At 76.4% G+C, this 24,533-nt stretch carries 26 protein-coding genes; 10 read left to right on the top strand and 16 right to left on the bottom strand.

Features of this window, described 5'->3' with window-relative positions; genetic code table 11:
• Together cydC and ACI79T_RS09325 are read left to right on the top strand one after the other, a co-directional pair.
• Complete coding sequence (cydC, locus tag ACI79T_RS09330; protein WP_456609777.1) at positions 1–3,372, top strand: thiol reductant ABC exporter subunit CydC; 3,372 nt, start codon at positions 1–3, stop codon at positions 3,370–3,372.
• Positions 3,373–3,484: 112 nt separating this feature from the next.
• Entirely contained in the window at positions 3,485–4,045 is a 561-nt protein-coding gene (locus tag ACI79T_RS09325) for a dihydrofolate reductase family protein (RefSeq protein ID WP_456609776.1), read from the top strand.
• Between the two features lie 10 nt (positions 4,046–4,055).
• On the opposite strand, the gene ACI79T_RS09320 is transcribed toward ACI79T_RS09325, so the two are convergent.
• The gene (locus ACI79T_RS09320) at positions 4,056–4,685 is read right to left on the bottom strand and encodes a hypothetical protein (RefSeq protein WP_456609775.1); all 630 of its coding nucleotides are present in this window, start codon (positions 4,683–4,685) and stop codon (positions 4,056–4,058) included.
• Between the two features lie 19 nt (positions 4,686–4,704).
• On the opposite strand from ACI79T_RS09320, the gene ACI79T_RS09315 reads away from it, so the two are divergent.
• The gene (locus tag ACI79T_RS09315; protein ID WP_456609774.1) at positions 4,705–4,941 is read left to right on the top strand and encodes a hypothetical protein; all 237 of its coding nucleotides are present in this window, start codon (positions 4,705–4,707) and stop codon (positions 4,939–4,941) included.
• Between the two features lie 53 nt (positions 4,942–4,994).
• On the opposite strand, the gene ACI79T_RS09310 is transcribed toward ACI79T_RS09315, so the two are convergent.
• Genes ACI79T_RS09310 through ACI79T_RS09295 form a run of 4 tightly spaced genes read right to left on the bottom strand, consistent with a single transcriptional unit; the run spans position 4,995 to position 8,527 of the window.
• The gene (locus ACI79T_RS09310) at positions 4,995–5,405 is read right to left on the bottom strand and encodes a universal stress protein (protein ID WP_456609773.1); all 411 of its coding nucleotides are present in this window, start codon (positions 5,403–5,405) and stop codon (positions 4,995–4,997) included.
• Complete coding sequence (locus ACI79T_RS09305; RefSeq protein ID WP_456609772.1) at positions 5,402–6,943, bottom strand: tripartite tricarboxylate transporter permease; 1,542 nt, start codon at positions 6,941–6,943, stop codon at positions 5,402–5,404. Before ACI79T_RS09305 ends, ACI79T_RS09310 begins: the two co-directional genes overlap by 4 nt.
• Positions 6,936–7,496, bottom strand: a complete 561-nt coding sequence (locus ACI79T_RS09300) for a tripartite tricarboxylate transporter TctB family protein (RefSeq protein WP_456609771.1) — start codon at positions 7,494–7,496, stop codon at positions 6,936–6,938. The genes ACI79T_RS09305 and ACI79T_RS09300 overlap by 8 nt, the downstream gene beginning before the upstream one ends.
• Positions 7,493–8,527 (bottom strand): Bug family tripartite tricarboxylate transporter substrate binding protein, encoded by a 1,035-nt coding sequence (locus ACI79T_RS09295; protein WP_456609770.1) that lies wholly within the window; start codon positions 8,525–8,527, stop codon positions 7,493–7,495. Before ACI79T_RS09295 ends, ACI79T_RS09300 begins: the two co-directional genes overlap by 4 nt.
• A gap of 160 nt (positions 8,528–8,687) precedes the next feature.
• On the opposite strand from ACI79T_RS09295, the gene ACI79T_RS09290 reads away from it, so the two are divergent.
• Both ACI79T_RS09290 and ACI79T_RS09285 read left to right on the top strand, forming a co-directional pair.
• Entirely contained in the window at positions 8,688–10,271 is a 1,584-nt protein-coding gene (locus tag ACI79T_RS09290; RefSeq protein ID WP_456609769.1) for an ATP-binding protein, read from the top strand.
• The gene (locus ACI79T_RS09285; protein WP_456609768.1) at positions 10,268–10,987 is read left to right on the top strand and encodes a response regulator; all 720 of its coding nucleotides are present in this window, start codon (positions 10,268–10,270) and stop codon (positions 10,985–10,987) included. The genes ACI79T_RS09290 and ACI79T_RS09285 overlap by 4 nt, the downstream gene beginning before the upstream one ends.
• A gap of 3 nt (positions 10,988–10,990) precedes the next feature.
• Here ACI79T_RS09285 and eutC read toward each other — a convergent pair whose 3' ends face one another.
• The 7 genes from eutC to ACI79T_RS09250 form a co-directional block, all read right to left on the bottom strand.
• Positions 10,991–11,728 (bottom strand): ethanolamine ammonia-lyase subunit EutC, encoded by a 738-nt coding sequence (eutC, locus tag ACI79T_RS09280; protein WP_456609767.1) that lies wholly within the window; start codon positions 11,726–11,728, stop codon positions 10,991–10,993.
• Complete coding sequence (locus ACI79T_RS09275) at positions 11,725–13,140, bottom strand: ethanolamine ammonia-lyase subunit EutB (RefSeq protein ID WP_456609766.1); 1,416 nt, start codon at positions 13,138–13,140, stop codon at positions 11,725–11,727. Before ACI79T_RS09275 ends, eutC begins: the two co-directional genes overlap by 4 nt.
• Entirely contained in the window at positions 13,137–14,603 is a 1,467-nt protein-coding gene (gene eat, locus ACI79T_RS09270) for an ethanolamine permease (protein ID WP_456609765.1), read from the bottom strand. Before eat ends, ACI79T_RS09275 begins: the two co-directional genes overlap by 4 nt.
• A gap of 141 nt (positions 14,604–14,744) precedes the next feature.
• On the bottom strand, positions 14,745–15,743 hold the full coding sequence (locus ACI79T_RS09265; RefSeq protein ID WP_456609764.1) for a beta-carotene 15,15'-dioxygenase, Brp/Blh family: 999 nt from the start codon (positions 15,741–15,743) through the stop codon (positions 14,745–14,747).
• A gap of 4 nt (positions 15,744–15,747) precedes the next feature.
• Positions 15,748–16,668 (bottom strand): bacteriorhodopsin, encoded by a 921-nt coding sequence (locus ACI79T_RS09260; protein ID WP_456609763.1) that lies wholly within the window; start codon positions 16,666–16,668, stop codon positions 15,748–15,750.
• Between the two features lie 136 nt (positions 16,669–16,804).
• On the bottom strand, positions 16,805–17,704 hold the full coding sequence (locus tag ACI79T_RS09255) for an SDR family NAD(P)-dependent oxidoreductase (RefSeq protein WP_456609762.1): 900 nt from the start codon (positions 17,702–17,704) through the stop codon (positions 16,805–16,807).
• A 64-nt stretch (positions 17,705–17,768) separates the two neighbouring features.
• Positions 17,769–18,182, bottom strand: a complete 414-nt coding sequence (locus ACI79T_RS09250) for a hypothetical protein (protein ID WP_456609761.1) — start codon at positions 18,180–18,182, stop codon at positions 17,769–17,771.
• Between the two features lie 87 nt (positions 18,183–18,269).
• Here ACI79T_RS09250 and ACI79T_RS09245 point away from each other — a divergent pair, with 87 nt between their 5' ends.
• The 3 genes from ACI79T_RS09245 (at position 18,270) to ACI79T_RS09235 (ending at position 19,809) form a co-directional block, all read left to right on the top strand.
• Complete coding sequence (locus ACI79T_RS09245; protein ID WP_456609760.1) at positions 18,270–18,539, top strand: DUF2277 domain-containing protein; 270 nt, start codon at positions 18,270–18,272, stop codon at positions 18,537–18,539.
• 91 nt (positions 18,540–18,630) lie between these two features.
• Complete coding sequence (locus tag ACI79T_RS09240; protein WP_456609759.1) at positions 18,631–19,170, top strand: hypothetical protein; 540 nt, start codon at positions 18,631–18,633, stop codon at positions 19,168–19,170.
• A 120-nt stretch (positions 19,171–19,290) separates the two neighbouring features.
• Positions 19,291–19,809: a PGPGW domain-containing protein gene (locus ACI79T_RS09235; protein ID WP_456609758.1), complete on the top strand. Its 519-nt coding sequence runs from the start codon at positions 19,291–19,293 to the stop codon at positions 19,807–19,809.
• Between the two features lie 14 nt (positions 19,810–19,823).
• Here ACI79T_RS09235 and ACI79T_RS09230 read toward each other — a convergent pair whose 3' ends face one another.
• Positions 19,824–20,072 carry a hypothetical protein gene (locus ACI79T_RS09230; RefSeq protein WP_456609757.1) on the bottom strand — a complete coding sequence of 83 codons (249 nt, stop codon included), beginning with the start codon at positions 20,070–20,072 and terminating at the stop codon, positions 19,824–19,826.
• Between the two features lie 108 nt (positions 20,073–20,180).
• On the opposite strand from ACI79T_RS09230, the gene ACI79T_RS09225 reads away from it, so the two are divergent.
• Positions 20,181–20,630, top strand: a complete 450-nt coding sequence (locus ACI79T_RS09225; protein WP_456609756.1) for a GNAT family N-acetyltransferase — start codon at positions 20,181–20,183, stop codon at positions 20,628–20,630.
• A 74-nt stretch (positions 20,631–20,704) separates the two neighbouring features.
• A complete protein-coding gene (locus ACI79T_RS09220) occupies positions 20,705–22,159 on the top strand; it encodes a hypothetical protein (RefSeq protein ID WP_456609755.1) in 1,455 nt (484 codons plus the stop codon).
• A gap of 8 nt (positions 22,160–22,167) precedes the next feature.
• Here the strand turns inward: ACI79T_RS09220 and ACI79T_RS09215 are convergent, their stop codons facing one another.
• The 3 genes from ACI79T_RS09215 to ACI79T_RS09205 are packed head-to-tail and all read right to left on the bottom strand — an operon-like array spanning position 22,168 to position 24,517.
• Positions 22,168–22,869, bottom strand: a complete 702-nt coding sequence (locus ACI79T_RS09215) for a glycosyltransferase (protein ID WP_456609754.1) — start codon at positions 22,867–22,869, stop codon at positions 22,168–22,170.
• Positions 22,866–23,717: an NAD-dependent epimerase/dehydratase family protein gene (locus ACI79T_RS09210; RefSeq protein WP_456609753.1), complete on the bottom strand. Its 852-nt coding sequence runs from the start codon at positions 23,715–23,717 to the stop codon at positions 22,866–22,868. Before ACI79T_RS09210 ends, ACI79T_RS09215 begins: the two co-directional genes overlap by 4 nt.
• The gene (locus ACI79T_RS09205) at positions 23,714–24,517 is read right to left on the bottom strand and encodes an aldolase/citrate lyase family protein (RefSeq protein ID WP_456609752.1); all 804 of its coding nucleotides are present in this window, start codon (positions 24,515–24,517) and stop codon (positions 23,714–23,716) included. Before ACI79T_RS09205 ends, ACI79T_RS09210 begins: the two co-directional genes overlap by 4 nt.
• Positions 24,518–24,533: the final 16 nt, after the last annotated feature.

Here is a 24,533-nt window from a genome sequence, read left to right as displayed (position 1 = left end):
ATGAGCAGGACCGCGGACGCGGGGCGGGGGCCGCTGGGTGCGCTCGCCGGGGTGCCGGGGCTGACCGGTGCGCTGGTGCGCGCGGCCCTGGCCGCGCTGGGCCAGACCGCCGGGCTGGTGCTCCTGGCCGCCGGCCTCGCCCACGCGGTCGCCCGCGCGAGCGGGCTGGCCGACGGCGCGCCGACGCTCCCGCTGCTGCTCGCGGCGGCGGGGGTCGCGCTGCGCGCCGGGGCCGCGGGCGCCGGCGAGGCGCTCGCGGCCCGCGACGCCCGCCGGGCCGAGGACCGGCTCCGCCGTGACCTGCTCGACCGCCTGGCGTCCTCCCCCGCCGCCGTGGCCGCGGCCGGTGGCCCGGCTCCGGCCGCGGTGCTGGCCACCACCCGGCTGCACGACCTCGGGCCGGCCCTGGCCTCCTACCTGCCGGCGCTGGGGCAGACGATCGTCGTCCCGCCGGCCCTCCTGCTGGTCCTGGCCTGGACCGACCTGCTCTCGGCCGTGCTGGTGGGGATCACCCTGCCGCTCGTACCGCTGTTCATGGTCCTGGTCGGCAAGCACACGCAGGCCGCGACGGCGGACTCCGCGCGGGCGCTGGACCGCATCGCCGCGCACGTCGCCGAGCTGGTGCGGGGCCTGCCCGTCCTGGTCGGGCTGGGGCGGGCGGCCGAGCAGACCGCGGCGCTGGCCGCCCTCGGCGAGGCCCACCGCACCCGGACCCTGACCACGCTGCGGACCGCCTTCCTCTCCGCGCTGGTCCTCGAGCTCATCGCCACCCTGTCGGTCGCCCTGGTCGCGGTCACGGTCGGGCTGCGCCTGATCGAAGGCCACCTGGCCCTGGGCCTGGGGCTCACCGCGCTGCTGCTCGCACCGGAGGCGTTCGCCCCGCTGCGCGCCCTCGGGGCGGCCCACCACGCGGCCGAGGACGCCGCGCTCGCCGCCGCCGAGGCCCGGGCCGTGCTCGCCGCGCCCGCCGGAGCCACGTCCGCCGCGCCCCCGGTCGACGACGACCCCCGCGGCGCCGACGTCGCCGTCACCGGGCTGACCGTCTCCTACCCCGGCCGCGCCACGGCTGCGCTGCCGCCCACCGACCTGGTCGTCCGCCCCGGGGAGCTCGTCGCCCTGCGCGGCGCCAGCGGCTCGGGCAAGTCCACGCTGCTGGCGGCGCTGGCCGGCCTGACCGACCCGGCGGCCGTGGTCGGCGGTTCGGTGACCGGGGTGGGCGCGGTGGCGGTGGTGCCGCAGTTCCCGCGCACGACGGGCGCCACCGTCGCCGACGAGCTGCGCCGGCACGCGGCCGCGGAGCCGGGGCTGGACGAGATCGCCGCCGAGGCCTTCGTCATCGAGGCGCTGGGCCGGGTCGAGGCCGGTTCCCTGGCCGGGCGCTCGCCGGAGTCCCTGTCCCCCGGCGAGCTGCAGCGGGTGGCGCTCGCCCGGGCCCTGGTGCGGATCCGCCGCGGCGCCCGGCTGCTGCTGCTCGACGAGCCGACCGCCCACCTGGACGACGACGCGCGCGGGCTGGTGGCCGCGGTCCTGGCCACCCTGCGGGGCACCGTCACCGTCCTGCTGGTCACCCACGACCCGGTCCTCGCCGAGCTCGCCGACCGCACCGTCGACCTCCCCTCCCCGCCCGCGGCGGCTCGGGCACCCCTCGCCGCGCCCGCGCCCCCGACCCCGGCCGCCCGGTCCGCCGCACCCACCTCGGCGACGGCGGTCGTCCCCGGGGCCGCCGAGCGCCCGGCCGAGCAGACCGGCACCGCGATCCGCCGCGCGCTGCGGCGGGCGGTGGCCGCCGGGTCGCTGTCCTCGGCCGCGGGGGTCGCGCTGACCGCGGTCTCGGGCTGGCTCATCGTGCGCGCGGCGGAGATGCCGCCGGTGCTCACCCTGATGGTCGCCATCGTGGGCGTGCGCTTCTTCGGTCTGGGCCGGGCGCTGCTGCGCTGGCTGGAGCGCATGACCGCGCACGACGCCGCGCTGCGGCAGGCCGCCGACCTGCGGGTGCGGGTCTGGCGGGCACTCGCCGCGCAGGGCGTGGCCGCCGACCGGACCCCGGGATCGGCGCTGGCGCGGGTGATCGGCGACGTCGGCGTGGTGCAGGACCTCACCGTGCGGGTGCGCCCGCCGCTGCTGGTCGCCGCCACGGTGCCCACGCTCACCGTCGCGGTGCTCGCGCTGATCGACCCCGCTGCCGCCGCCGTGGTGGCCGCGGTGCTGGCCCTCACCGCGGGCGCCGTCCTCCTCGTGCACCGCGGGGTGGACGCCGGTGCGGCGCGCGCGGAGAGCACGCTGCGGATCACGGCGCTGCGGGAGACCAGCACCACCCTCGAGGGGCTGCCCGACCTGCGGGCGCACGGGCTGGCCGGCCGGGCCGCCGACGACCTCGCCGCGCTCGCCGCCCGCCAGGCGGTCACCGCCGGCACCCGCGACCGGGCCGCCGCCCTGGGCGACGGCCTGGTCGTCCTCGGCACGGGCCTGGCCGCGGTGCTCGGTACCGCGGCGGCCGCCGCCGGCGACCTGTCCGGGCCGGTGCTCGCCGTCGTCGCGCTCGCGCCGCTGGCCCTCGTCGAGCCGCTGACCGGGCTCGTGGCCGCACTCCAGCGGCGGGGAGCGCTCGCCGACGCGCGGGCCCGCCTCGACGCCGTGCTCACCGCCCCGGTCGCCGCCGACCCGGCCGAGCCGCTGCCGGCGCCCGCCGGCGTCTCCGTGCTGCGCACCCAGGGCCTCGTCGCGGGCTGGCCGGGCGGGCCCGACGTGCTGCGCGGCGTGGCCGCGCGGGCGGAGGCCGGCGAGGGCTGGCTGGTCGTGCGCGGGCCGTCGGGAACGGGCAAGTCCACCTTCCTGGCGGTGCTCATGGCCGCGCTGCGGCCCCGCGGCGGCAGGTACACGGTCGACGACGTCGCCACGGACCGGATCCCCGGCGACGACCTGCGCGCCCGCCTGGCCTGGCTGCCGCAGGAGGCCCACGTGTTCGCCTCCTCCATCCGGGCCAACCTCGCCATGGCGGCGCCGCGGGGCGAGTTCGCCGGCCCGGCCGGGGAGGCGCGGATGCGCGCGGCCCTCGCCGCGACCGGGCTGAGCGGCCTGCTCGCCACGCTGCCCGACGGGCTGGACACCCCCGTCGGCGCCGGCGGCACGGCGCTCTCGGGTGGCGAGCGCCGGCGGCTGGCCGCCGCCCGCGCCCTGCTGGCCGACCGGGACGTCGTCCTGCTCGACGAGCCGACCGCCCACCTCGACGCCCCGACGGCCGCGGCGCTGGTGCGCGACCTGCGCGCGGCCCTGGCCGGCCGGGTGGTCGTCTGCGTCACCCACGACGAGCTGGAGCGCCCCGGCGACACGGTCCTGCACCTCGGCGGGACGGCGGCCCGCGCCGCCGCCTGAGGTGCTCTGCGGACAGTCCGACTCTGCCCAGCCGGGATGGGCAGAGTCCGACTGTCCGGGGAACAGCTTCGGGAGCGGCCCACCTGTCGTACCGGTGCGGCACCCTGCCGGCATGGACGTGTCCTTCACCGGTTCGGTCTTCCTCGGCATGAGCGTCGACGGGTTCATCGCCCGGCTCGACCACGACATCTCCTGGCTCACCGGCGGCGACGACGCCGTCGGTCCGCCGGACGACGGGGGCGGCGGCGACTTCGGGTTCGGCGAGTTCGTCTCCGGCGTCGACGCCCTGGTCATGGGCCGGTCGACCTACGAGGTCATCGCACCGTTCGCCGAGTGGCCCTACCAGGGCCGGCCGGTGCACGTGCTGAGCACGACGCTGGAGCCCGGCGCCGATCCGCGCGCCACCGTGCACCGCTCCTTCGACGAGGCGGTGCGGGCGCTGGACGAGGCCGGGTACCGCCGGGTCTACGTCGACGGCGGCCGCACGGTGCACGCCTTCCTCCGCGCCGGGCTGATCGCCGACCTCACGCTCTCGCGGGTGCCGGTGCTGATCGGGACGGGGCACACGCCGTTCGGCGAGCTGCCGGCCGACGTCCCGCTGGAGCACGTGGCCACCCGCTCCTTCGCCGGCGGCATGGTGCAGAGCACCTACCGGGTGCGCCGGGAGCGGTGACCGGTCCGGGTCAGCCGGCCGGGACGTCCACCGGGATCTCCGGTCCGAGCCGGGCGTCCTGCAGCAGCTCGAGGTCGTCGCCGGACCAGAAGCTGCCGGGGTCGTAGGCGTTGAGCGGGCGGTCGTCGGGCAGCAGCCCCATGGCCGTGTAGGTGGCCGCGACCAGTTCCGCGCAGAACACGGTCTCCGCGGCGGTCCGCCGCCGCAGCCGGCCGTTGACCCAGCCGCGCGCGAGTCCGCGGGTGGTCGGGAACGGCCGCCCGTCGAGCCGGGCGATGGTGCGCAGCACGGCGTCCTCCATGGCCGGGGTCACCCCGCCGTCCTCGGCCGGGCCGACCAGCTGGCGCAGCCACGCCCGCTGGCCGTAGCGCTGCCGCCAGGTGAGCACCGCGTCGCGCAGGTCGTGCAGCTGGACGCCGCGCTGGTGCGCGCCGCTCCACGCGTCGGGCAGCGACTTCCCGAGCTCGGCGTGCCACAGCAGCGGGGGCAGGTCCTCCAGGACGACGGCCATGCCGACGTGGTTCACCGGCGCGTTGGTGAGCGCACGGATCGCGCGGTCGGCGAGGGAGGGTCCGCGGAAGACCCAGACGTCACCGGTGCGGGTCAGGTCGACCGCGGCGTCCAGGGAGAGATCGGGCACGGGCGGCTACGTTACGGACGTGCGCCTCTGGAAGCTGCTCGGACTGGCCGGCCTCGCGGGAGTCACCGCCGGCGGTGTGGTGCTCGCCCGCGACGAGCGGCAGCGCCGCGCCTACACCCCCGACGACGTGCGCGCCCGCCTGCACGAACGCGCGGCGGCGGCGGCCCCGGAACCGGAGGAGCCGGCCCCGGCGACCGCCGCCGAGCTCACCGCGGGCCGGACCCACCGGCTGGCCCGGGTCCTGCGCCGCCGCTGAGCCACCCGCCCTGAGCCACCCGCCCTGAGCGACCGGCCCTGAGCGACCGGGCCTCACCCGGCGCCGTCGGCCTCCGCCGCCTTGACGGCCAGCACCTGGCACTCGGCGTCCAGCAGGATCCGCTGCGCGTCGGATCCGAACAGCAGCTTGCCCGTCGGCGACCGCCGCCGGAGGCCGATGACGATCAGCGAGGCGCCGAGGCGCTCGGCCGCCGCCACCACCTCCTGCGCGCCGTCCCGGCCCCCGACGTGCTGCTCGAGCTCGAAGGGGACGCCGGACTCCTCGAGCAGCCGCCGGACCTCCGCCAGGTCCTCGGCGGTCGCGTAGGACGGGTCGACGTAGGCGTCCCCCCGCGACGTGTTGAGCACGTGCAGCGGCTGGTTGCGCAGGTCCGCCTCCTCCACCGCGGCGCGCAAGGCCGCACGCCCCTCCGGCTTGGGCACGTATCCGACCACGATGGTCACGAGCGGTTCCCTTCTGACGTCACGGGTTCGGACCGGGCCTCGCCGAGCTCCGCCTCGACCCGCGCCTGCCGGCGCTTGACGTACACGCCGGCAGCCAGGAAGACGAGGAGCAGGGTGTAGACGATCGCGGCGAACGGGCTGGTGATCAGCGCGCTCGGGTCGCCCTGGCTAATCGCCAGGGTCCGCCGCAGCTGCTCCTCGGCGATCGGCCCCAGGATGAGACCGACGACGGCCGGCGCGACGGGGAAGCCGAACTGCCGCATGCCCCAGCCGAGGACGCCCACCGCGAACAGCAGGATCATGTCGGCGGTCGAGGCGCCCACCGCGTAGCTGCCGAGCGCGGCGAACGTGAGGATGCCGGCGTACAGGTACGGGCGCGGGATCTGCAGCAGCTTCACCCAGACCCCCACCAGCGGCAGGTTCAGCACCAGCAGCAGCAGGTTGCCGATGTAGAGGCTGGCGATCAGCGTCCAGACCAGCGACGCCTCCTGCTCGAAGAGCAGCGGGCCGGGCTGGATGCCGTAGCTCTGGAAGGCCACGATGATGATCGCGGCCGTCGCGGAGGTCGGCAGGCCGAGGGTCAGCAGCGGCACCAGCACGCCGGCGGCCGCCGCGTTGTTCGCCGACTCCGGGCCGGCCACGCCCTCGATCGCGCCGTGGCCGAACTCCTCCTTCCGCTTCGAGAGCTTCCGCTCCATGGAGTAGGAGAGGAACGTCGCGACGTCCGCGCCGCCGGCCGGGATGGTCCCGATGGGGAAACCGACCGCGGCGCCGCGCAGCCACGGTTTCCACGAGCGCCGGAAGTCCTCGCGGTTCATCCAGCTGCCGCCGATGGGCACCAGTGGCAGGGGCCCCTTCCGCATCCGGGAGGCGACGTAGAGCGCCTCGCCGACGGCGAAGATGCCGACCGCCACCACGACGACGTCGATGCCGTCGGCCAGCGCCGGCAGCCCGAAGGTGAAGCGCTGCTGCCCGGTGAGCGAGTCGGTGCCGACCATGGCCAGGAGCAGCCCGACCGCCAGGGCGGCGATCCCGCGCGCCGGCGAGGCGCCGAACATCGCGGCCACGGTGAGGAAGGCCAGCACCGTGAGCGCCACGAAGTCCTGCGGGCCCAGCTGGACGGCGAGGTCGGCCACCACGGGCGCCAGGAAGGTCAGCGCGATCGTGGCGATGGTGCCCGCGACGAACGAGCCGATCGCCGCCGTCGCCAGCGCCGATGCCCCCCGCCCCGCCCGGGCCATCGCGTTGCCCTCCAGCGCGGTGACGATGGACGCCGCCTCGCCGGGGGTGTTCAGCAGGATCGACGTCGTCGACCCGCCGTACATGCCGCCGTAGTAGATGCCGGCGAACAGGATGAGGGCGGCTGCGGGCTCCAGGCTGTAGGTCAGCGGCAGCAGCAGGGCCACGGTCATGGCCGGGCCGATGCCCGGGAGCACGCCGACGGCGGTGCCCACCGTGACGCCGAGCAGCGCGTACAGCAGGTAGAGCGGCTGCAGGACGGCCGCGAAGCCGTCCATCAGCAGGCCGATGTCACCCAAAGAAGGGCACCCCCTCCAGCGGTCCCGCGGGCAGGAACAGCCCGAGGACCTGCACGAACAGCACGTGGACGGCGACGTTGAGCACCGCGCCCACGACGGCGGCGCGGACGATGCGGGCGCCGAGGGCCCACGCCGTGCCCGCGAACAGCAGGGTGGCGGCGATGGGCCAGCCGAGCGGCTCGATCAGCAGCACCAGCGCCGCGAACGAGGCGACCAGCTTGGCCACGGTGACCCAGTCGGTGCGGGCGCCCGCGTCGACGTCCTCGCCCTCCTCGGCGTGCCCGTGCTCCCCGCGCGCCAGGCTGACCGCGAGCGCCAGGGACGCGCCGATCAGCAGCACGCCGACCGCGTACGGGAAGGCCCGCGGCCCCAGCACGTTGGCCGAGCCGGGAACGGTGATCGACGTCGTCTCCACGAGGGTGAACACCCCCACGGCGAACAGCCCCGCGGTGATGGCGGCCTCGCCCCAGGACCAGGTCCGAGCGCGACCGCCCCGCTCCGGCGCCGCTCCCCCGGAGGAGGCGGCGGCGCCGGAGCCGGAGGCGGTGCTCACTGGACGAGCCCGATGTCCTCCAGCACGCCACGGACGCGCTGGCGCTCCTCGGCCAGGAAGGTCTCGAACTCGTCACCGGCGAGGTAGGCGTCGGACCAGCCGCGCTCCTCGACCTCGCTCTGCCAGGCCTCGGACTCCTGCATCTCCGCCACCAGGGCGAGCAGCCGCTCCCGCGCCTCGTCCGAGATGTCCGGCGGACCCACGACACCGCGCCAGTTGGTCAGCTCGACGTCGTACCCGGCCTCGGTGAGGGTGGGCGCGTCGATGCCCTCGACGGGCTCCGAGCCGGTCACCGCCAGGGCCCGCAGCTCCCCCGCCTCGATCTGCTGGGCGTACTCGCCGACGCCGGAGATGCCAGCGTCCACCTGGCCACCGAGCAGCGCGGCCAGCGACTCGCCGCCGCCGGAGAACGCCACGTAGTTGAGGTCCTCGATCGGCAGGTCCGCGGCCTGGAAGAGCAGCCCGGCCGCGATGTGGTCGGTGCCACCGGCCGAGCCGCCGGCGATCGAGACGCCACGGCCCTCGGTGCGGACGTCCTCGACCAGGTCGTCGACGCTCTGGTACGGCGAACCCGCCGGGACGACGATCACCTCGTCCTCGGTGGTCAGCCGGGCCAGCGGCGTCACGTCGTCGAGGGTGGCCTGCGACTGGTTGGTCTCGACGGCGCCGACCATGACCAGCCCCATCACCATGAGGAAGTCCTCGCTGCGCTCGTTGGCGAGCTCCGCGAGACCGACGGTCCCGCCGGCGCCGCCGACGTTGGTCACGCGCGTGCTGCCGACCAGCTCCTCGCTCTCCAGGGCCGCGGCCATGGCGCGGGCCGTCTGGTCCCAGCCGCCGCCGGGGTCGGCCGGTGCCATCACCGCGAGCCGGTCGATCCGCTCGGCCTCCCCCGACGCCGAGCCGCTGCCGCCGCCGCTGTCGCTGCTGCAGCCGGTGGCGACGACGGCGACCGCGGCGGCCACCGCGACCGATGCCGAGCGCATGCGCCGGCGGACCGGCCGGTGGACCGCTCGATGGGCGACTGTCATGGAGACCTCCTCGTCCCGGAGCCGGGTGGCTCGTGGTGCGACGGACGCTAGGAGCGCCGGGACGGCAGGGACATGCTGCGGTCGTAGCGGTCGTATTGGTCGTTGTGGTCGCAGTCACATCCGGCGGCCGTGCGGTGACAATGGGCGGGTGCGCCGGACCATGACCCTCGGAGCGCAGCTGCTGCTGCTCCAGGTGGGCATCGTGCTCGTGACACTGCTGCTCGCCGGCGCCGTCGCCGTCCACTACCAGCAGGAGCAGATCCGCGACGCCTACCGGCAGCAGGTCCTCACCGTCGCCAACAGCACCGCCCGGCTGCCCAGCGTGGTGGACGCCTACGGCACCGCCGACCCCAGCGAGACGCTGCAGCCGCTCGCGGAGCTCATCCGGGAGGCCTCCGCGGTCACCTTCGTCGTCATCACCGACGCGACCGGCATCCGGCTGTCCCACCCCGACCCGGCCCGCATCGGCGAGCGGGTGTCGACCGACCCGAGCACCACCCTGGCCGGCGAGGTGTTCGTCGGCACCGAGACCGGCACCCTCGGGGAGTCGCTGCGCGCGAAGGTGCCGGTGCGCGGCCCGGACGGCGCGGTCATCGGCGCCGTGTCGGTCGGCATCCTGGAGCGCGAGCTGGCCGCGGAGTTCGACCGCGAGGCGCCGGTGCTCGTCGCCTGGCTCGGCGGTGCCGCGCTGGTCGGCGCGCTGGGGTCGGTGCTGCTCGTCCGGCTGCTGCGCCGCCGCATCTTCGGCCTGGAGCCCGAGGAGATCGCCCGGCTGCTGGAGACCCGGGAGGCGATGCTGCACGGCATCCGCGAGGGCCTCGTCGCGGTCGACGAGAAGGGCCGCGTCGTCCTGGTCAACGACGAGGCGTCGCGGCTGCTGGACCTGCCGCCGGACGTCGCCGGCCGGCCGGCCGCCGAGGTGCTCGACACGGCCATGCTCCCGCTCGTGCTCGGGGACCGGGACGTCACCGACGAGCTGGTGCTCTCCGGCGAGCGCCTGCTGGTCGCCAACCGCACGCCCGCCGTCGTCGGTGGCCGCCGGATCGCCGAGGTGCTCACCCTGCGCGACCGCACCGAGCTGTTCAGCGCGATGCGGGAGCTCGACGGCCAGCGCAACCTCACCAACACGCTGCGGGCCCAGGCGCACGAGTTCAGCAACCAGCTGCACGTCGTCCAGGGGCTGATCGAGCTCGACCGGCGGGACGACGCCGTCTCCTTCATCGAGCGCATCGGCGGGGGCCGGCTGCTCGGCGGGGCACCGCTGACCGACGTCGCCGATCCCGGCGTGACCGCGCTCCTCCTGGCCAAGGCCGCAGTGGCGCGCGAGCAGGGCGTCCGGCTGGTGCTGGGCGCGGGCAGCCGGCTGCCGGCCGGGCTCGGCGACGACGTCGTGACGGTGGTCGGCAACCTCGTCGACAACGCGGTCGACGCCGCCGGCCACGGCGGCGAGGTGCACGTGTTCGTGCGCCAGGACGACGACGGCACCGTGCTGGTGCAGGTCGACGACGACGGGCCGGGCGTCGCGCCGGCCGACCGGGACCGGGTCTTCGACGTGGGCGTGACCACGAAGGGCCGGCCGGACGGCAACCACGGCCGCGGCATCGGCCTGGCCCTCGTCGCCCGCATCGCGGCCCGCCGGGGCGGCACGGCGACGGTCACCGACTCCCCCGCCGGCGGCGCCCGGGTCTCGGTGCGGCTGCCCGGGTCGCGGCAGCCCGCGCCGGACGCGCTGGTCGCCCCGTGACCGGCGCCGGCCCGGTGCGCGTGCTCGTGGTCGACGACGACTTCGCCGTCGCCTCGGTGCACCGCGGGTACGTCGAGTCGCTGCCCGGGTTCGAGGTGGTGGGCGAGGTGCACCGCGGGACCCAGGCGGTGGAGGCGGTGCGCGTCCTGCGGCCGGACCTGGTGCTGCTCGACGTCTACCTGCCCGACATCTCCGGCCTGGAGGTGCTGCGGCGGATCCGCTCGACGCCGGGACCGCAGCCCGACGTCCTGGCGATCACCGCCGCGCGGGAGGCCGACACCGTCCGGCAGGCGATGACCGGCGGCGTCGTGGACTACCTGGTGAAGCCGTTCTCCCTGGCCACCTTCCGGGAGCGGCTGGAGCTGTACCGCTCCCACCGCGCCGAGCTGCTGCGCCGCAGCGAGGACCCGCCGGGCGGCCTCGACCAGAGCGACGTGGACCGGATGCTGGGCGGCCGCCGGCGCACCGGCGGCCCGGGAACGGTCTCCGACCTGCCGAAGGGGCTCTCGCCCCGCACCCTCGAGGCGGTGGCGCGCACGCTGCGCGGCAACCCCGCCGTGGACCTGTCCGCCGGCGAGGTGGCGGAGCGGTGCGGCCTGGCCCGGGTGAGCGCCCGCCGGTACCTGGAGCACCTCGAGCGGACCGGCCGGGCCGCGGTCCTCCCCCGGTACGGCGGGACGGGCCGGCCGGAGAACGGCTACCGCTGGGTCGGCTGAGCGCTATCCGGGCAGCGTCGGCCCCTCGTCCTTGAGCGCGACGCCAGAGGCGCCGAGCTCCCGCGCGGCGCCCAGGAGCCGGACGACCAGGTCGGCCGCCTCCGCGTAGCCGAGCCCGTGCGGCGGCCGCACGTTGGAGACGCAGTTGCGCTCGGAGTCGGCCCGGCCCGGCCGCGGCGCCCAGGTCAGGTAGACGCCGAGCGAGTCCGCGGAGGAGAGCCCCGGCCGCTCGCCGATGAGCACCAGGACGACGCGGGCGCCGAGCGCCGCGCCGATCTGGTCACCGAGCGCCACCCGCGCCTGGGCGGCGAGGACCACCGGGCCCACCGACCAGTCGGCGAGCCGGTCGAGCAGCGCCGTCACCAGCGCCGCCCCGTGCTCGTGCACCGCCCGCGGGGAGAGCCCGTCGGCCAGCACGATCGCCACGTCGGCCTCCGGGCGCGGCAGCGTCCACCCGGGCGCCAGCCGCCGCCCGAGGTCGGGGCGCTGCAGGTACTCGGCGCGGTCGGCGGCCGCCGAGTGCACCTCGATCACCGGCAGCCCGTCGAGCCCGGCCCGCACGAGATCGGGGTCCAGGGCCGTGTGCACGGCGTCGCGGGCCACCGCGTGCGCCAGCCGGAACTCCAGCTCCCGCGCGGTGGGCAGCCCGTCCCCCGCCCGGCCCAGCGCCACGCGGGCCCGGGTCGCCGCCCGCAGCGCCGCCCAGGGGTCGTCGGCCACCCGGCCGCTGACGGCGCTCACGACCGCGCCGCCGCGAGCAGCGCCTTCGCCGCCGGCGCGTCCGGGGTCAGCGACCGCACCCGCCCGTCGTCGTCCAGCAGGTCCATCCGGGCCAGCCACGCCTCGAACTCCGGCGCCGGCCGGAGGCCGAGCACCTGCCGGGCGGTGAGCACGTCGGAGAACGACAGCGACTGGTAGTGCAGCATCACGTCGTCCGAGCCCGGGACGGCGATGACGAACGAGCAGCCGGCCGCGCCCAGCAGCAGGGTGAGGATGTCGGTGTCGTCGCCGTCGACCTCGGCGTGGTTGGTGTAGCAGACGTCGACGCCCATGGGCAGGCCGAGCAGCTTGCCGCAGAAGTGGTCCTCCAGCCCGGCCCGGATCACCTGCTTGCCGTCGTAGAGGTACTCCGGCCCGATGAAGCCGACGACGGTGTTGACCAGCAGCGGCTCGAAGTGCCGGGCCACCCCGTAGGCCCGGGCCTCCAGCGTCTGCTGGTCCACCGGCCGCCCGTCGACGCCGCGGTGCGCGTCCGCCGACAGGGCCGACCCCTGGCCGGTCTCGAAGTAGGTGACGTTGCGCCCGACGGTGCCGCGGCCCAGCGCCAGCGCGCCGGCCCGCGCCTCGGCGAGCAGGTCGAGGGTGACACCGAACCCCCGGTTGGCCGCCTGCGTGCCGGCGACGGACTGGAACACCAGGTCCACCGGCGCGCCCTTCTCCAGCGCCCGCAGCGTCGTCGTCACGTGGGCGAGCACGCAGGACTGGGTCGGGATGTCGTACCGCCGGATCACCGCGTCGACGAGTTCGAGCAGGGCGATGGTCCGGCCCGGGGAGTCGGTGGCCGGGTTGATGCCGATCACCGCGTCCCCGGACCCCTGCAGCAATCCGTCGACGATGGACGCCGTCACCCCCACCGGGTCGTCGGTCGGGTGGTTGGGCTGCAGCCGCGACGCCAGCCGCCCGGGCAGCCCGAGGGTGCTGCGCAGCCCGGTCACCACCCGGGCCCGCCGCCCCACCGCGATCAGGTCGGCGTTGCGCATCAGCTTCGAGGTGGCGGCCACCATCTCCGGGGTGAGCCCGCGGGCCAGCCCGGTGATCGCCGCCTCGTCGCCGGCCGCCGACCACGCCAGCAGCCGGTCGCGGAACTCCCCCACGGTCAGCCCGGCGACGGGGGCGAAGGCGACCGGGTCGTGGGTGTCCAGGATCAGCCGGGTGACGTCGTCCTCCTCGTAACCGACCACCTGCTCGGCGAGGAAGGTGGCCAGCGGCAGGTCGGCCAGGACCGTCTGCGCGGCGACCCGCTGCGCCGCCGACTCCGCCGCGCACCCGGCCAGCACGTCGCCGGAGCGGGCCGGCGTCGCCCGGGCGAGCAGGTCCGACAGGGACGGGAACTCGTACGTGCGCCCGCCCAGCGTCGTCCGGCGGACGGTCATCGCACCTCCTCCTCGGCCGCGGCGAGCAGCTCGAACTCCTCCTCCGGGGCCGAGGCCACCAGGTGGTGGCGGCTGTAGAGCGCGAAGTACCCGAGGAAGAGCGCGTACGCGCCCAGCGTCCACAGCGCGGCCACCTCGTCGACGAGGAAGGTGGCGACGACGGCAGCGGCGGCGAGCACGAGCGCGATGCCGGTGGTGACCGTGCCGCCCGGCGTCCGGTACGGGCGCGGCAGCTCCGGCTCCCGGCGGCGCAGCACGATGTGGCTGACCATCATCAGCACGTAGGAGACCGTGGCCCCGAAGACGGCCATGTTGAGCAGCATCGCGCCCTGCCCGGTCAGCGAGAGCACGAACCCGATGGCGCCGGGCACCAGCAGCGCGAGCACCGGCGCCTTGCGGCTGTTGGTCACCGACAGGGCGCGGGGCAGGTAGCCGGCGCGGGAGAGCGCGAAGGTCTGCCGCGAGTAGGCGTAGATGATCGAGAAGAAGCTGGCCACCAGCCCGAACAGGCCGGCGTAGTTGACCACGGAGGTCAGCGCCGACGAGGCACCGGCCACCTCGAGCGCCTCGACCGGCGGGTTCCCGCTGGCCGACATGGTCTCCGAGCCGCCGGCCCCCGCGGTGAAGACCAGCATCAGCACCGCGAGCACCAGCAGCAGGCCCATGGCTGCGACGATGCCGCGCGGCATGGCCCGGGCGGGGTCGCGGGCCTCCTCGGCGGCCAGCGGCACGCACTCGACGGCGAGGAAGAACCAGATCGCGAACGGGAACGCCGCCCAGATGCCCATCAGCCCGAACGGCAGGAAGTCCGAGGCGCCGGCGGCGTCGGTGGGCGCGATGTCGAGCAGGTTCGCCGGGTCGAACGCCGGGATCGCGCCGGCCAGGTAGACGACCAGCCCCGCGACGGCGACGGCCGCGATGACCAGCATGACCTTGAGCGCCTCGCCGACCCCCATCAGGTGGATGCCGACGAACAGCGCGTAGGCGGCCAGGTAGACCCACCAGCCGTCGGTGATGCCGAACAGCCCCAGGGACTCCACGTAGGCGCCGATGAAGGTGGCGATCGCCGCGGGGGCGATGGCGTACTCGATGAGCACCGCCACGCCGGTCGCGTAGCCGCCCCAGGGCCCGAGCGCGCGACGGGCGAAGGTGTAGCCGCCGCCGGCGGTCGGCAGCGCCGACCCGAGCTCGGCCAGGCCGAAGACCATCGCCGAGTACATGACCGCCATCAGGGCGACGGCGATCAGCAGCCCACCGAAACCGCCCTGGGCCAGGCCGAAGTTCCAGCCCGCGTAGTCACCGGAGATGACGGCGGCGACCCCGAGCCCGGCCAGCAGCACCCACCCGGCGGTCCCGGTACGCAGCTGCCGCTTCCGGTGGTAGCCGGGGTCGACGGTCTCGACCTCGATACCGGCGTGGTGCGTCCCGGTGCGGGCACGGTCGAGTCGGGGTTCGGCGGACATGGCGAGGCCCTCTCCAGCTGGTCCCCGCGGAGCCGGGGAGGGCCAGCCTGGCCCTCCCCCGACGCGGGCACAACCGGCTGCGACGCAACGGAACGTGCTGTTCACACGGTCGCCCCATCGCCCGGGCCCCGGCTCCCGGGCTCACCCCGTCGAGCTCCTCGCCTGGGTGCGGTCGACCCAGCCGACGACGAGGACGTGCGGCAACGTCAGAGCCGCCAGCAGCGGCAGGTCCGTGGCGACGAGCCCGCGCCAGCCCCCCGCCGCGGACCAGAGCACCGCGAGCACGAGCAGGACCGCGGCGGTCGGCGCACCGGCCGCCAGCGCGAACCGGCGCAGCGGTCGCGCCAGCCGCCCCGCGACGAGATCGGAACCGTTCGCCGGGTCCTCGGCGACCACCCTCGCCACGTGCCGCACCGAGTGCCAGGCGCCGAAGTAGACGCCGAAGGCGGCCAACGGCGGGACCACGAGCGCCACCGCAGCCACGAGGACGGTCTCCCCCACCTCCAGCCACCGGTGGCGACGGGCGAGGACGATCGCGAGCACTCCCCCGGCCCCGGTCAGGACCGCGACGGCTGCCGTCGCGGCCGCGGGGGGCACGCCGCCCCAGCCGGGAGCCACGGCCGCCGCGAGGGCGCCGGTGTCGCTGCCGGGCGCGCCCAGGCCGCGGAGCAGCGGCACCAGGAGGACGAGACCACCGAGCACCAGCGCCGGCACCGGCCGCGTCCGCACGGGCCGGCCGGCGCGCAGGTCGGCGAAGGCCGTCTCCCCCGTGCCGAAGTGCCAGGCCGAGACCAGGACGAAGAGCAGCAGCGCCGGGCCGGGCGCGGTCCTGAAGGCCACGTACGCCCCGGCGGCCAGACCGGCGTACCCCGCCCCGAAGAGCAGCCGCCGGGTCAGCGGCCAGCCGAGCCGCCACGCGGGGACGAGGTGGTCGACGGCACCGTGCGGGAGGCCCAGGAGGAGTCCGGCCACCAGCACGGTCGCCGAGCCGGTGGTCCCCCAGCCACCCGGGACGACCACCTCGACCGCCAGCACCGCACCGGCGGCCGCGCACGACCACCGGGTCGCTGCCCGGGCCGGGGCCTCGATCGGGACCCCGGCAGCGCGGCCGGCCGCCGACGCGGCGACGCCGGGACCCACACCGTCAGCCGCGGTCGGGGCGGACGTCCCCGTTCCGGACCCGGGACAGCACCGCCGGGGAGACCCGGCCCAGCTCGGGGAGCACGGCGTCGCTCTTGTGCACGTTGCTGGACCACACCGGCTCGGTGTGGACGTCGACCCCCTCCCTGACGTCCTCGGCCGTGCGGAGCTTGGCGACCTTGTGGATCAGCACGCCGAACCCGACCTTGGCGACGACGTCGGTCACCGAGTAGCCGACCTGCATGGCGGTCAGCCAGGCCGGGGTGACGTCGGCGAAGACTGGGATCGCGTAGATCAGCGGGTAGATGCCGAAGCTGCCCAGCAGCACGATCGTCGCGTTGCGGAGGCTGGTGGCGGCCTCCGCGCCCATGGTCGGCAGGGAGGCCCGGACCGCACCGATCAGTGCGACGTAGAGGTAGACGAAGAAGGCGGTGCTGATCAGCCCCCACACGACCAGCGCCGTGGTGTCGCGGCCCTGGGCGATCACCTGGGATCCCATGTATCCGGTGACGATCATGAGGAAGGCCGCGGCCATGGTCGAGAAGCGCAGGTTGCGCGCCCTGGCGCCGGCGAGGGAGCACACCGCGAGCAGCTCGACCACCAGCAGCGGCACGGTGATCGACCAGTCGATGTAGCGGCTGCTGATGGTGTGCCGCGCCTCCTGGTTCGGCACGTAGACGTCGCCCTGCAGCGTGAAGCCGGCGTCCCAGTTGCTGACGAGGCGGGCGTAGGCGAGAGCCGCGACCGCGGCGAGGCAGAGACCGGCGTAGGCCGACGGGCGGTACCGGGCCGACACCTCCTCGCGGCTGGTGAGCGCGTAGAGGAAGTAGGCGAACAGTGCGAAACCGGCGCCGAGGAGCGCCAGCTGGACGACGTCGTAGAGACCCAGGGGCATCGCCTGCAGTTCCGGGGCGGGGGTGTCCATGCCAACTCCTGGATGTCGCGCCACGACGACTCCCGGACGGTCCGTCGTCTCCGCGCCCGGTACCCCGGACGGCGCCGGGCCCCTACCCGGGCCGGCCGTCGCCAACCGGGCCGGCGGACCCGCCCGACGCGGCCGCTCAGATGCTGCGCCAGCGGCCCTCGGCCGCGTTCCCCTCCGGCCGGGACTCGAACACGTTGCCCTCGGTCGGCGGCGCGTCGTCGCCGGACAGGGCGACGCTGCGCAGCAGCGGCTCGACGAGGACGTCGTAGAGCCCCGGCAGGAGCCGGAAACCGGCGGTGATCAGGTGGTTCGCGACACCGGCCTGCACGATCCGCCGCGGGTTCTCGAGGGTGGACAGCACCCGTCGCGCCACCCGCTGCGGTGAGTACACCGGCGGCGGCGGCCGGCCGGTGCTGCCGGCCCAGGTGGCCGCCTGGTAGTAGATCGGGGTGTCCACACCGCCGGGCTGGACGATCGAGACGGAGATGCCCGGCTCGTCGCGGGTCTCCTGCTGCAGCACCCGCGCCAGGCCCAGCTGCCCCCACTTCGCGACGGCGTAGCTGCCCAGCACCGGGGTCGTGACGTTGCCGAGCAGCGAGTTGACGATGACCAGGTGCCCGCCGCGCTGCCGGCGGAAGACCGGGAGGACGTGCCGGGCCACCGTGGCGGTGCCGTGCAGCGAGGTGTCGACGACCCGCTCGAAAACCTCCTTGGGCACGTCCTCGATCCGGCCGTAGGCCATCACCTGGGCCGAGTGCACCACGACGTCGAGCCGGCCGAACTCGGCGACGGCGGACGAGACGACGGCGTGGATCGCGTCCTCGTCCAGGACGTCGGCCGGGCAGACGGTGACCGCGGCCGCGCCGGCGGCGCGGGCCTCGGCGGCGGTGGCCTCCAGGGGCTCGGGCCCCCGGGCGACGAGGACCAGCCGGGCGCCGCGGCCGGCCAGCTGCACCGCCGTCGCCCGGCCGATGCCGCTGGACGCGCCGGTGATCAGCGCGGTGAGCGGTGACCCGTCGGAGTCGGGGATCGGCACGGAGAACTCCTCGCCTGGGGTGGGGCCGGGCCGGTGTCCGGGGAGACCGGTTGTCCACGACCGACTACCCCTGCCCCCCGGCGGTCATGCGGTCGAGTTCGCCCAGCAGCCAGCCGGGCCCGGTGACGGCGACGCCGTCGGGCAGCCGGGCGCGCAGCCCCCGGTCGGCGGTCACCACGAGCACGTCGGCGCCGTCGCCGGCCAGGTCGCGAACGGTCTCGGCGAGGGCGTCGTCGCCGCTCCCCCGCGCCCGGACGACCCGCACGCCGTCCGGTGCCGGGACGTCCCGGGCCGCCCCCTCGACGACGGCGACCACCTCGGTGCAGCCCAGCGGCCCGCCGTCCGGACGCGCCACCTCTGCCCCGGGCAGGGCCGCCAGCCGGCCCAGCAACCGGCCCGCCGCGCCCGCGCGGTCGCGCCACCAGCCGTCGGGACGGGAGCCGACGACGTTCGCGACGTCCACGACGAGCACCGTCACCGCGCCCCCTCCCGCTCCCGTGGCTCCCCGGCCCGTCCGCCGACGACGAGGGCCCCGGACCCACCTGAAGGCTCCTACGCTGCCGGCATGTGCCGCAACATCCGCCCGCTGGCGAACTTTGCGCCGCCCGCGGCCGACGACGAGATCCAGGCCGCCGCGCTGCAGTACGTGCGCAAGATCAGCGGGACGGTGAAGCCGTCGCGCGCCAACGCCGAGGTGTTCGACCGGGCGGTGGCCGAGGTGGCCGCCGCATCGGCCCGGCTCCTCGACGCCCTGGTCACCACCGCCCCGCCCAAGGACCGCGAGACCGAGGCCGCGAAGGCGCGCGCCCGGTCCGCCGCCCGCTACGGCAGCTGATCGCCCCCGCCGGACGGCGCGTCCTCCCGTGTCCCGGAGTGATCACCGGCACAACGGGTACGGGTCGGGCCCCGACACGAGGAGCCAGGTCATGGCCCGCAACACCCTGTCCCGTTCCCTGCACGACCTCGGCCTGTCCGCCTGGTTCGGCGGCACGCTCGCCAACGCCGTGGCCCTGAACGCCGCGGCCGGTGAGGCCGCCGGCGCCCGGAGCACCGGGCGGGTCGCCAACGCCGGCTGGGACCGGTGGACGCCGGTGAACGCGGTCGCCATCGGCGCCCACCTGGTCGGCAGCGTGGGGCAGCTCCGCGCCAACCGCGGCCGCCTCGCCCAGCAGGAGGGCGTGGCCTCGACGTCGGCCCTCAAGACCCTGCTCACCGCCGCCGCCCTGGGCGTCACCGCGTACAGCCGCGTGCTCGGGCAGGTCGTGTCCGGCGCCGGTGGCGCGCCGTCCCGCTCGGGCACTAAGCCGACCAAGCGGACGAAGGCCGAGGTGGCCGCCGCCCAGGAGCAGCTCGACCGGCTGCAGTGGGTGATCCCGGCGCTCACCGGCGCGCTGGTGGCGCTCAGCTCCTACGCCGGGGAGCAGCAGCGCCCCGGCGAGGTCGCGCGCGGCGTCGCCCGGAGCTGATCCGGCTGTTCGCAGCCGAGTAGTGCACAACCGGCATGGACCTCGGGCGGACCGGGTAGAGCTCGCGCACGCCGTTCCGCCCGAGGAGTGCCCTCCTCGCCGTCCCGAGGAGCCTCCGCCATGGGTGCCCCCCTGCCCTCCACGCCGCCGACCACCCGCCCGGCCGGCTACCGGATGACCGGCAACCGCGCCGCCGGGCAGCCCGCCGCCGGCGACCGGGGCGCCACCCGGTGCGCGCACTGCACCGACGGGCTCGGCAAGCCCCGCCCGGTGGAGCCCGGGTCCTTCCGCGAGCGGGTGCACCGCAACCCGAGCGTCGCCATCGCCTACCGGATCGCCGTCTTCACCGCCGGGCTGCTGCTGGTCCTCATCGGCATCGCGCTCACCGTCCTCCCGGGACCGCTCACCATCCCGCCGGTGCTGGCCGGGCTGTGGGTCTGGTCCACGGAGTTCGACTGGGCCCGCCGCTTCTTCGCGACCTTCCGCCGCAAGGCGCTGGACGCCTGGCGGCACGCCCGCCAGCACCCCGTCAGCTCGATCACCGTCACCGTCGGCGGGCTCGTCGCGGCGGGCGTCGCCTTCTGGGCCGTCGGCCACTTCCAGCTGGTCGACAAGGCCGTCACCGCTCTGGGCATCTGACCGGTCGGCGTCGGTCAGTCCTCCGTCGCCGGGCCGACGTCGTGCGGGTCCGGCGTGCGGAACGGCGGGTCGTCCGGCGGGTCGGCGTGCTGACCGCCGGCACCGGCGGGCGGCCGATCGGTCTCCTCGGCGCGGTCGGGGTCCTCGCCCTCGATGCCGAACCCCTCGGCCGGCGCCGGCGCACCCGCGCCGGGGTCGGCGGCGGGGATGCCGTCGTCGTCGGCTCGACCGGAGAAGGGGTCCAAGGGATCCATCATCGACATGCCCCCCTCCTACCCCGCCCCGTCCGGATCCTCCCGTCGGCCACCGGGAGTTTCCCGGCCCGCCCCCCGGACGTCGGGTGCTGGAGGTCGCCGGGTTACAAATCCCGCGTGACTTCCGCCGAACTCCGTCTGCGCCGCGCCCGGTTCGCCGAGCTGACCCCGTTCGAGGTCTACGCGCTGTGCCGCCTGCGGGTCGACGTCTTCGTGGTGGAGCAGGAGTGCCCGTACCCGGAGCTCGACGGCCGGGACGTGGAGCCGGCCACCGAGCACCTGTGGCTGGAGGCGCCTGACGGCGCGGTGCTGGCCACCATCCGGGTGCTCGACGACGGCGCCACGCGGGCCATCGGCCGGGTGGCCACCGCGGCCGGCGCACGCGGCCGGGGACTGGCCGCGCAACTGATCGACGCGGCGCTGGGCAGCTACGGCGACGGCCCGCTCACGCTGGGCGCCCAGGCCCACCTCGAGTCCTGGTACGCGCGGTTCGGCTTCCGCCGCAGCGGGCCGGGCTACGTCGAGGACGGCATCCCGCACGTGCCGATGCGGCGCGAACCCGCGTGACCCGGGGCCGCTCCCACCGGCCGGTCCCCACCGCCGTACCCGGGAGACCGCACAGGGTCGCCTAACCTGCAGGGGTGACGACGGCGACGGAGGTGCCCCCGGCCGCCGCTTCCCCGGGCAGCCCGAACGGGAACGCCGCAGCACCGCTGCGCTGGTTGCCGGCGGAGCTGCTGCCCGCGGTGCTCGTCGCGCTCCTCGGCGGCTGGCTGCTGCTCCCGGGGCACGGCCTGTGGTTCGACGAGCTCTTCACCGCCGAGGTGGCCCGCCTGCCGCTGAGCGACATCCTCACGGCGATCGCCAGCGGCGAGGGCACCACCAGCTACCTGGCCGGGGTACCGCCGTCCTACAACGCCCCCTACTACCTCGTCACGTACCTGTGGACCGCCGTGCCGGGGCTGGGCGGGGACACCTCGCTCCGCGTCCTCTCGCTCCTGGCGACGGCGGGAGGGCTCTCGCTGATCACCCGGGCTCTGACCCGCCTCGCCGGCCGGGGCACCGGCGTGCTGGCCGGGCTGGTGCTGGCAGCCAACCCGCTGGTCCTGGAGCAGTCCGTCGAGGCCCGCAGCTACGGCCTGGCGGTCCTGGCCACCGGCGCCACGGCGCTCGGGCTCGTCCGCTGGCTGCAGTCCCCGCCGCGCGGCCTGCTGCTGTTCGGCCTGGCCGGAGCGGGCATGGGCCTGGCGCACTGGTACGCGGTCACCGTGCTCGCCGCCTTCGTCGTCGCCGCGGTGCTGCTCCGGGGACGGCGGGCGCTCCCGGTCGTCCTCACCGGGGCGCTGGCCGCCCTGCCGGCCGTGGGCTTCGTGGGCCTCGCCGTCCTGAACGGGACCGGGGCGCGGAACGCCGAGCACCTGCGCGACACCGACGGCCGGCTGGTCGCCCTCGCCGCCGAGGCGTGGGCGGGCGGGCGGAACCCGCTCCTCTACCTCGCTCTGGGGCTCGCCCTGGTCGGGGTGTTCCGCGCGGCCGGCGCCCGGGTGGTCGGCGCCTGCTGGCTGGTCGTGCCCCTGCTGCTGCTGGTGACCGCCGAGCTGGTGCGGCCGGTCTTCCTGCCCCGCTACCTGCTGGCCGGCCTGCTCGGCCTGGGCGTGCTGGCCGCGGCCGGTGCGATGGCGCTGCCGCGGCCGGCGCGGGTCCCGGTGGCGGCGCTGCTGCTGGGCTGCTCCCTGCTGGCGTCGGCGCCGCTCGCCGACCGCGGACCGCGCGAGCGGGCCGACGACCTGGTGACGGTGCTGGCCGAGGTGCACCGGCCCGGCGAGCCGGTCGTCGCCGCCGACCAGCGCTCGGCCACCGGCCTCGACCACTACGTGCGGACCCTGGCCCCCCGGCTGCGGCCGGACGTCGTCCTCCCCCCGGACGACGCGCCCGCGGGCGAGGACCGGGTCTGGCTGGTGCGCCGGCTCCTCGGCGGGGAGCCCGAACCCACCGACGACGACGCGATCCTCCGGTCCGCCGGCCTCCGGATGACCGACCAGTACGAGTTCCCGGCGGGCAAGACCGACCTGGTCCTCCAGCTCTGGACCCGCTGACCGCGCGCTCAGCGGCTTGCCCGCACCGCCCAGGACAGCGACCGCAGCGACTGCCGCACCCGGGCGCGCGCGGTCCAGGCCGACCGGCCCACCGGGCGCCGGTCCCGGACGACCGGCACGCTCGCGACCGGCCGGCCCGACCGGCCGACGGCGAGGACCACGCTGGGCGCCCCCCGCTCCTGGACGGCGGTCACGACGTCGGCCCGCACCGCCGGCCCCATGGCCAGGAAGGCCCCGGCGTCCGGGGGCAGCCCGGTCAGCCGTCCCGCCACGCGGCGGTGCAGCGTGCCGGTGAGCCGCCGGAGCGGGGACTCGTAGCGGCCCCGCCGCCCGGCGAACACCGCCGCCACGTCGCCGGTGGCCAGCCGGTCCAGCAGCAGCGGCACCGCCTCCGGCGGGTCCTGCAAATCGGCGTCCAGGCACACCCACGCATCGGCGGCCGTCTCCGCGGCGAGGCCGCAGGCCAGTGCGCCGTGCTGGCCGACGTTGACCGTCAGCCCGGTCACCGCGATCCGGGGGTCCCCGGCGGCGAGGGCGAGCGCCACGGCGAGGCTGTCGTCCGGCGAGGCGTCGACGACCAGCCGCAGCCGCCACGGCCGGCCGGCGAGCGCCGCACCGAGCCGGTCGGCGAGCTCCCGGAGCGTCGCCTCGTTCCCGTACACCGGGACGACGACCGCCACCCGCGGGCCCGCGCCCCCGCCGCCGGTCATCCGGCTGCCCAGGTCCGGGCCAGGCCGTCGGCGAGGTCGACCGTCGGCGTCCAGCCCAGCAGCCGCCGGGCCCGCGCCGGGTCGCAGACCCAGTCGGCGGTGTCCCAGCCGCGCCCGGGGTGCGCCCCCGGCGCGGTCGCGATCGGGCGGCCGGTCACCCGCTCGGCGGTGGCCACGAGCTCCTCGGTGCTGGTCTGGACGCCGGTGCCGATGTTGAGCACGACGCCCGGGGGCAGTTCGTCGTCGACCGCGGCACGGACGCAGGCGTCGACGACGTCCCCCACCCAGACCCAGTCCCGCCGACTCAGCCGCGCGGGAAGCGCCACCGTGCCGCCGGTGCGGGCGGCGGCCATCACCACCGGGACCAGGCGGGTGGGGTGGTCGCCCGGCCCGTAGACCTGGAAGGCGCGCAGCACGGCCGCCCGGACCCCGCGCTCGGCCGCCGCCGCCTGCAGGAGCAGCGAGCCGGCGGCCTTGGTGGCACCGAAGAAGCCGCGCGGCTCCAGCGCGGCATCCTCGGCCAGCGGGTGCCCCGCGGCGGCGTACTCGGTCGAGGAGCCCAGCCGGACGACGGCACGGCAGCGGTCGGGCAGCGCGTCGACCAGCCACGGGCTGGTGTTGACGGCCGTCGTGGCGGCGCGCTCGGCGGGCGTGGCCTTGGACCGGCCGGCGGCGAGGGCGAACACGACGTCGGGGTCGGCGGCCCGCACGGCGGCCGCGCCGGCCACGGGATCGGCGAGGTCGACGTTCCGGCGGGTCAGGCCGGTGACGTGCCACCCGTCCCGTTCCAGCCGCTCCGCCAGGTGCCGGCCGACGAACCCGCCGGCGCCGGTCACGACCGCCCTCACGCCGGCTGCGCCACCCGCGCCGCGGCCTCCTGACCCACGGCCGTGACGGCGGCGACGAAGGCGCGGCGGTGCTCGGCGGAGCGCTCGGCACCGGCGCGGCGCAGCGCGTCGAGACCGCCGAGCAGCCGGGGCACCTCCACGAACGGGTCGCGCCCGGCCATGTCCGCGGTGAAGGCGCGGCGCAGGAACGTGAACCGGGTGTCGATCCGGACCAGCTCCGCGGCCAGCAGGTCACCGGGGACGGGGAACCCCCGACCCGGGAGGGTCAGGCCGGCCACCCCGAACTGCATGGGCACCTGCGCGCGCACGCCGTCGACCGTCCCGTCGATCAGCGGCCGGAACAGCTCGGCGGACCCGCGGTCGATGCGCAGGTCGTTGAGGCCGACGTAGATCCGCGAGAGCGGCCGCGACGCGAGCTCGGCCACCCGGTCGACGGCGTCCTGGGTCTCGACCAGGATGCCGAGACCGCAGCGCCCGGCGACGAGGTCGAGGGTCCGGTCGACCTCCTCCGTGCCACGCACCATGGGCAGCAGCAGCTCGTCCGCCCCGCGGTCGACCGCGTCGGCCACCTCGCCGGCGGTCCAGGGCCCGAAGCCGTTGATCCGGCAGAGCACGCGGCCGGGGGTCGCCGCGCGTACCCGCGACAGGTCCTCGGGGGTGTCCCGGTTGATCTGGGTCCCCTCGCCCGCCTGGCGCCGCAGCTTGCCGCGCCGCTCCCAGTCGACGACGATCCCGGCCGCGCCGGCGGCCACGACGTCGTGCCCCCACTGCGGGTCGACGGTGAAGAGGAACAGATCCATGCGCGGCAGCTTAGGC

The sequence above is a fragment of the Blastococcus sp. SYSU DS0619 genome, from assembly GCF_054051035.1.
This window is presented reverse-complemented; position numbering and strand designations above follow the sequence as displayed.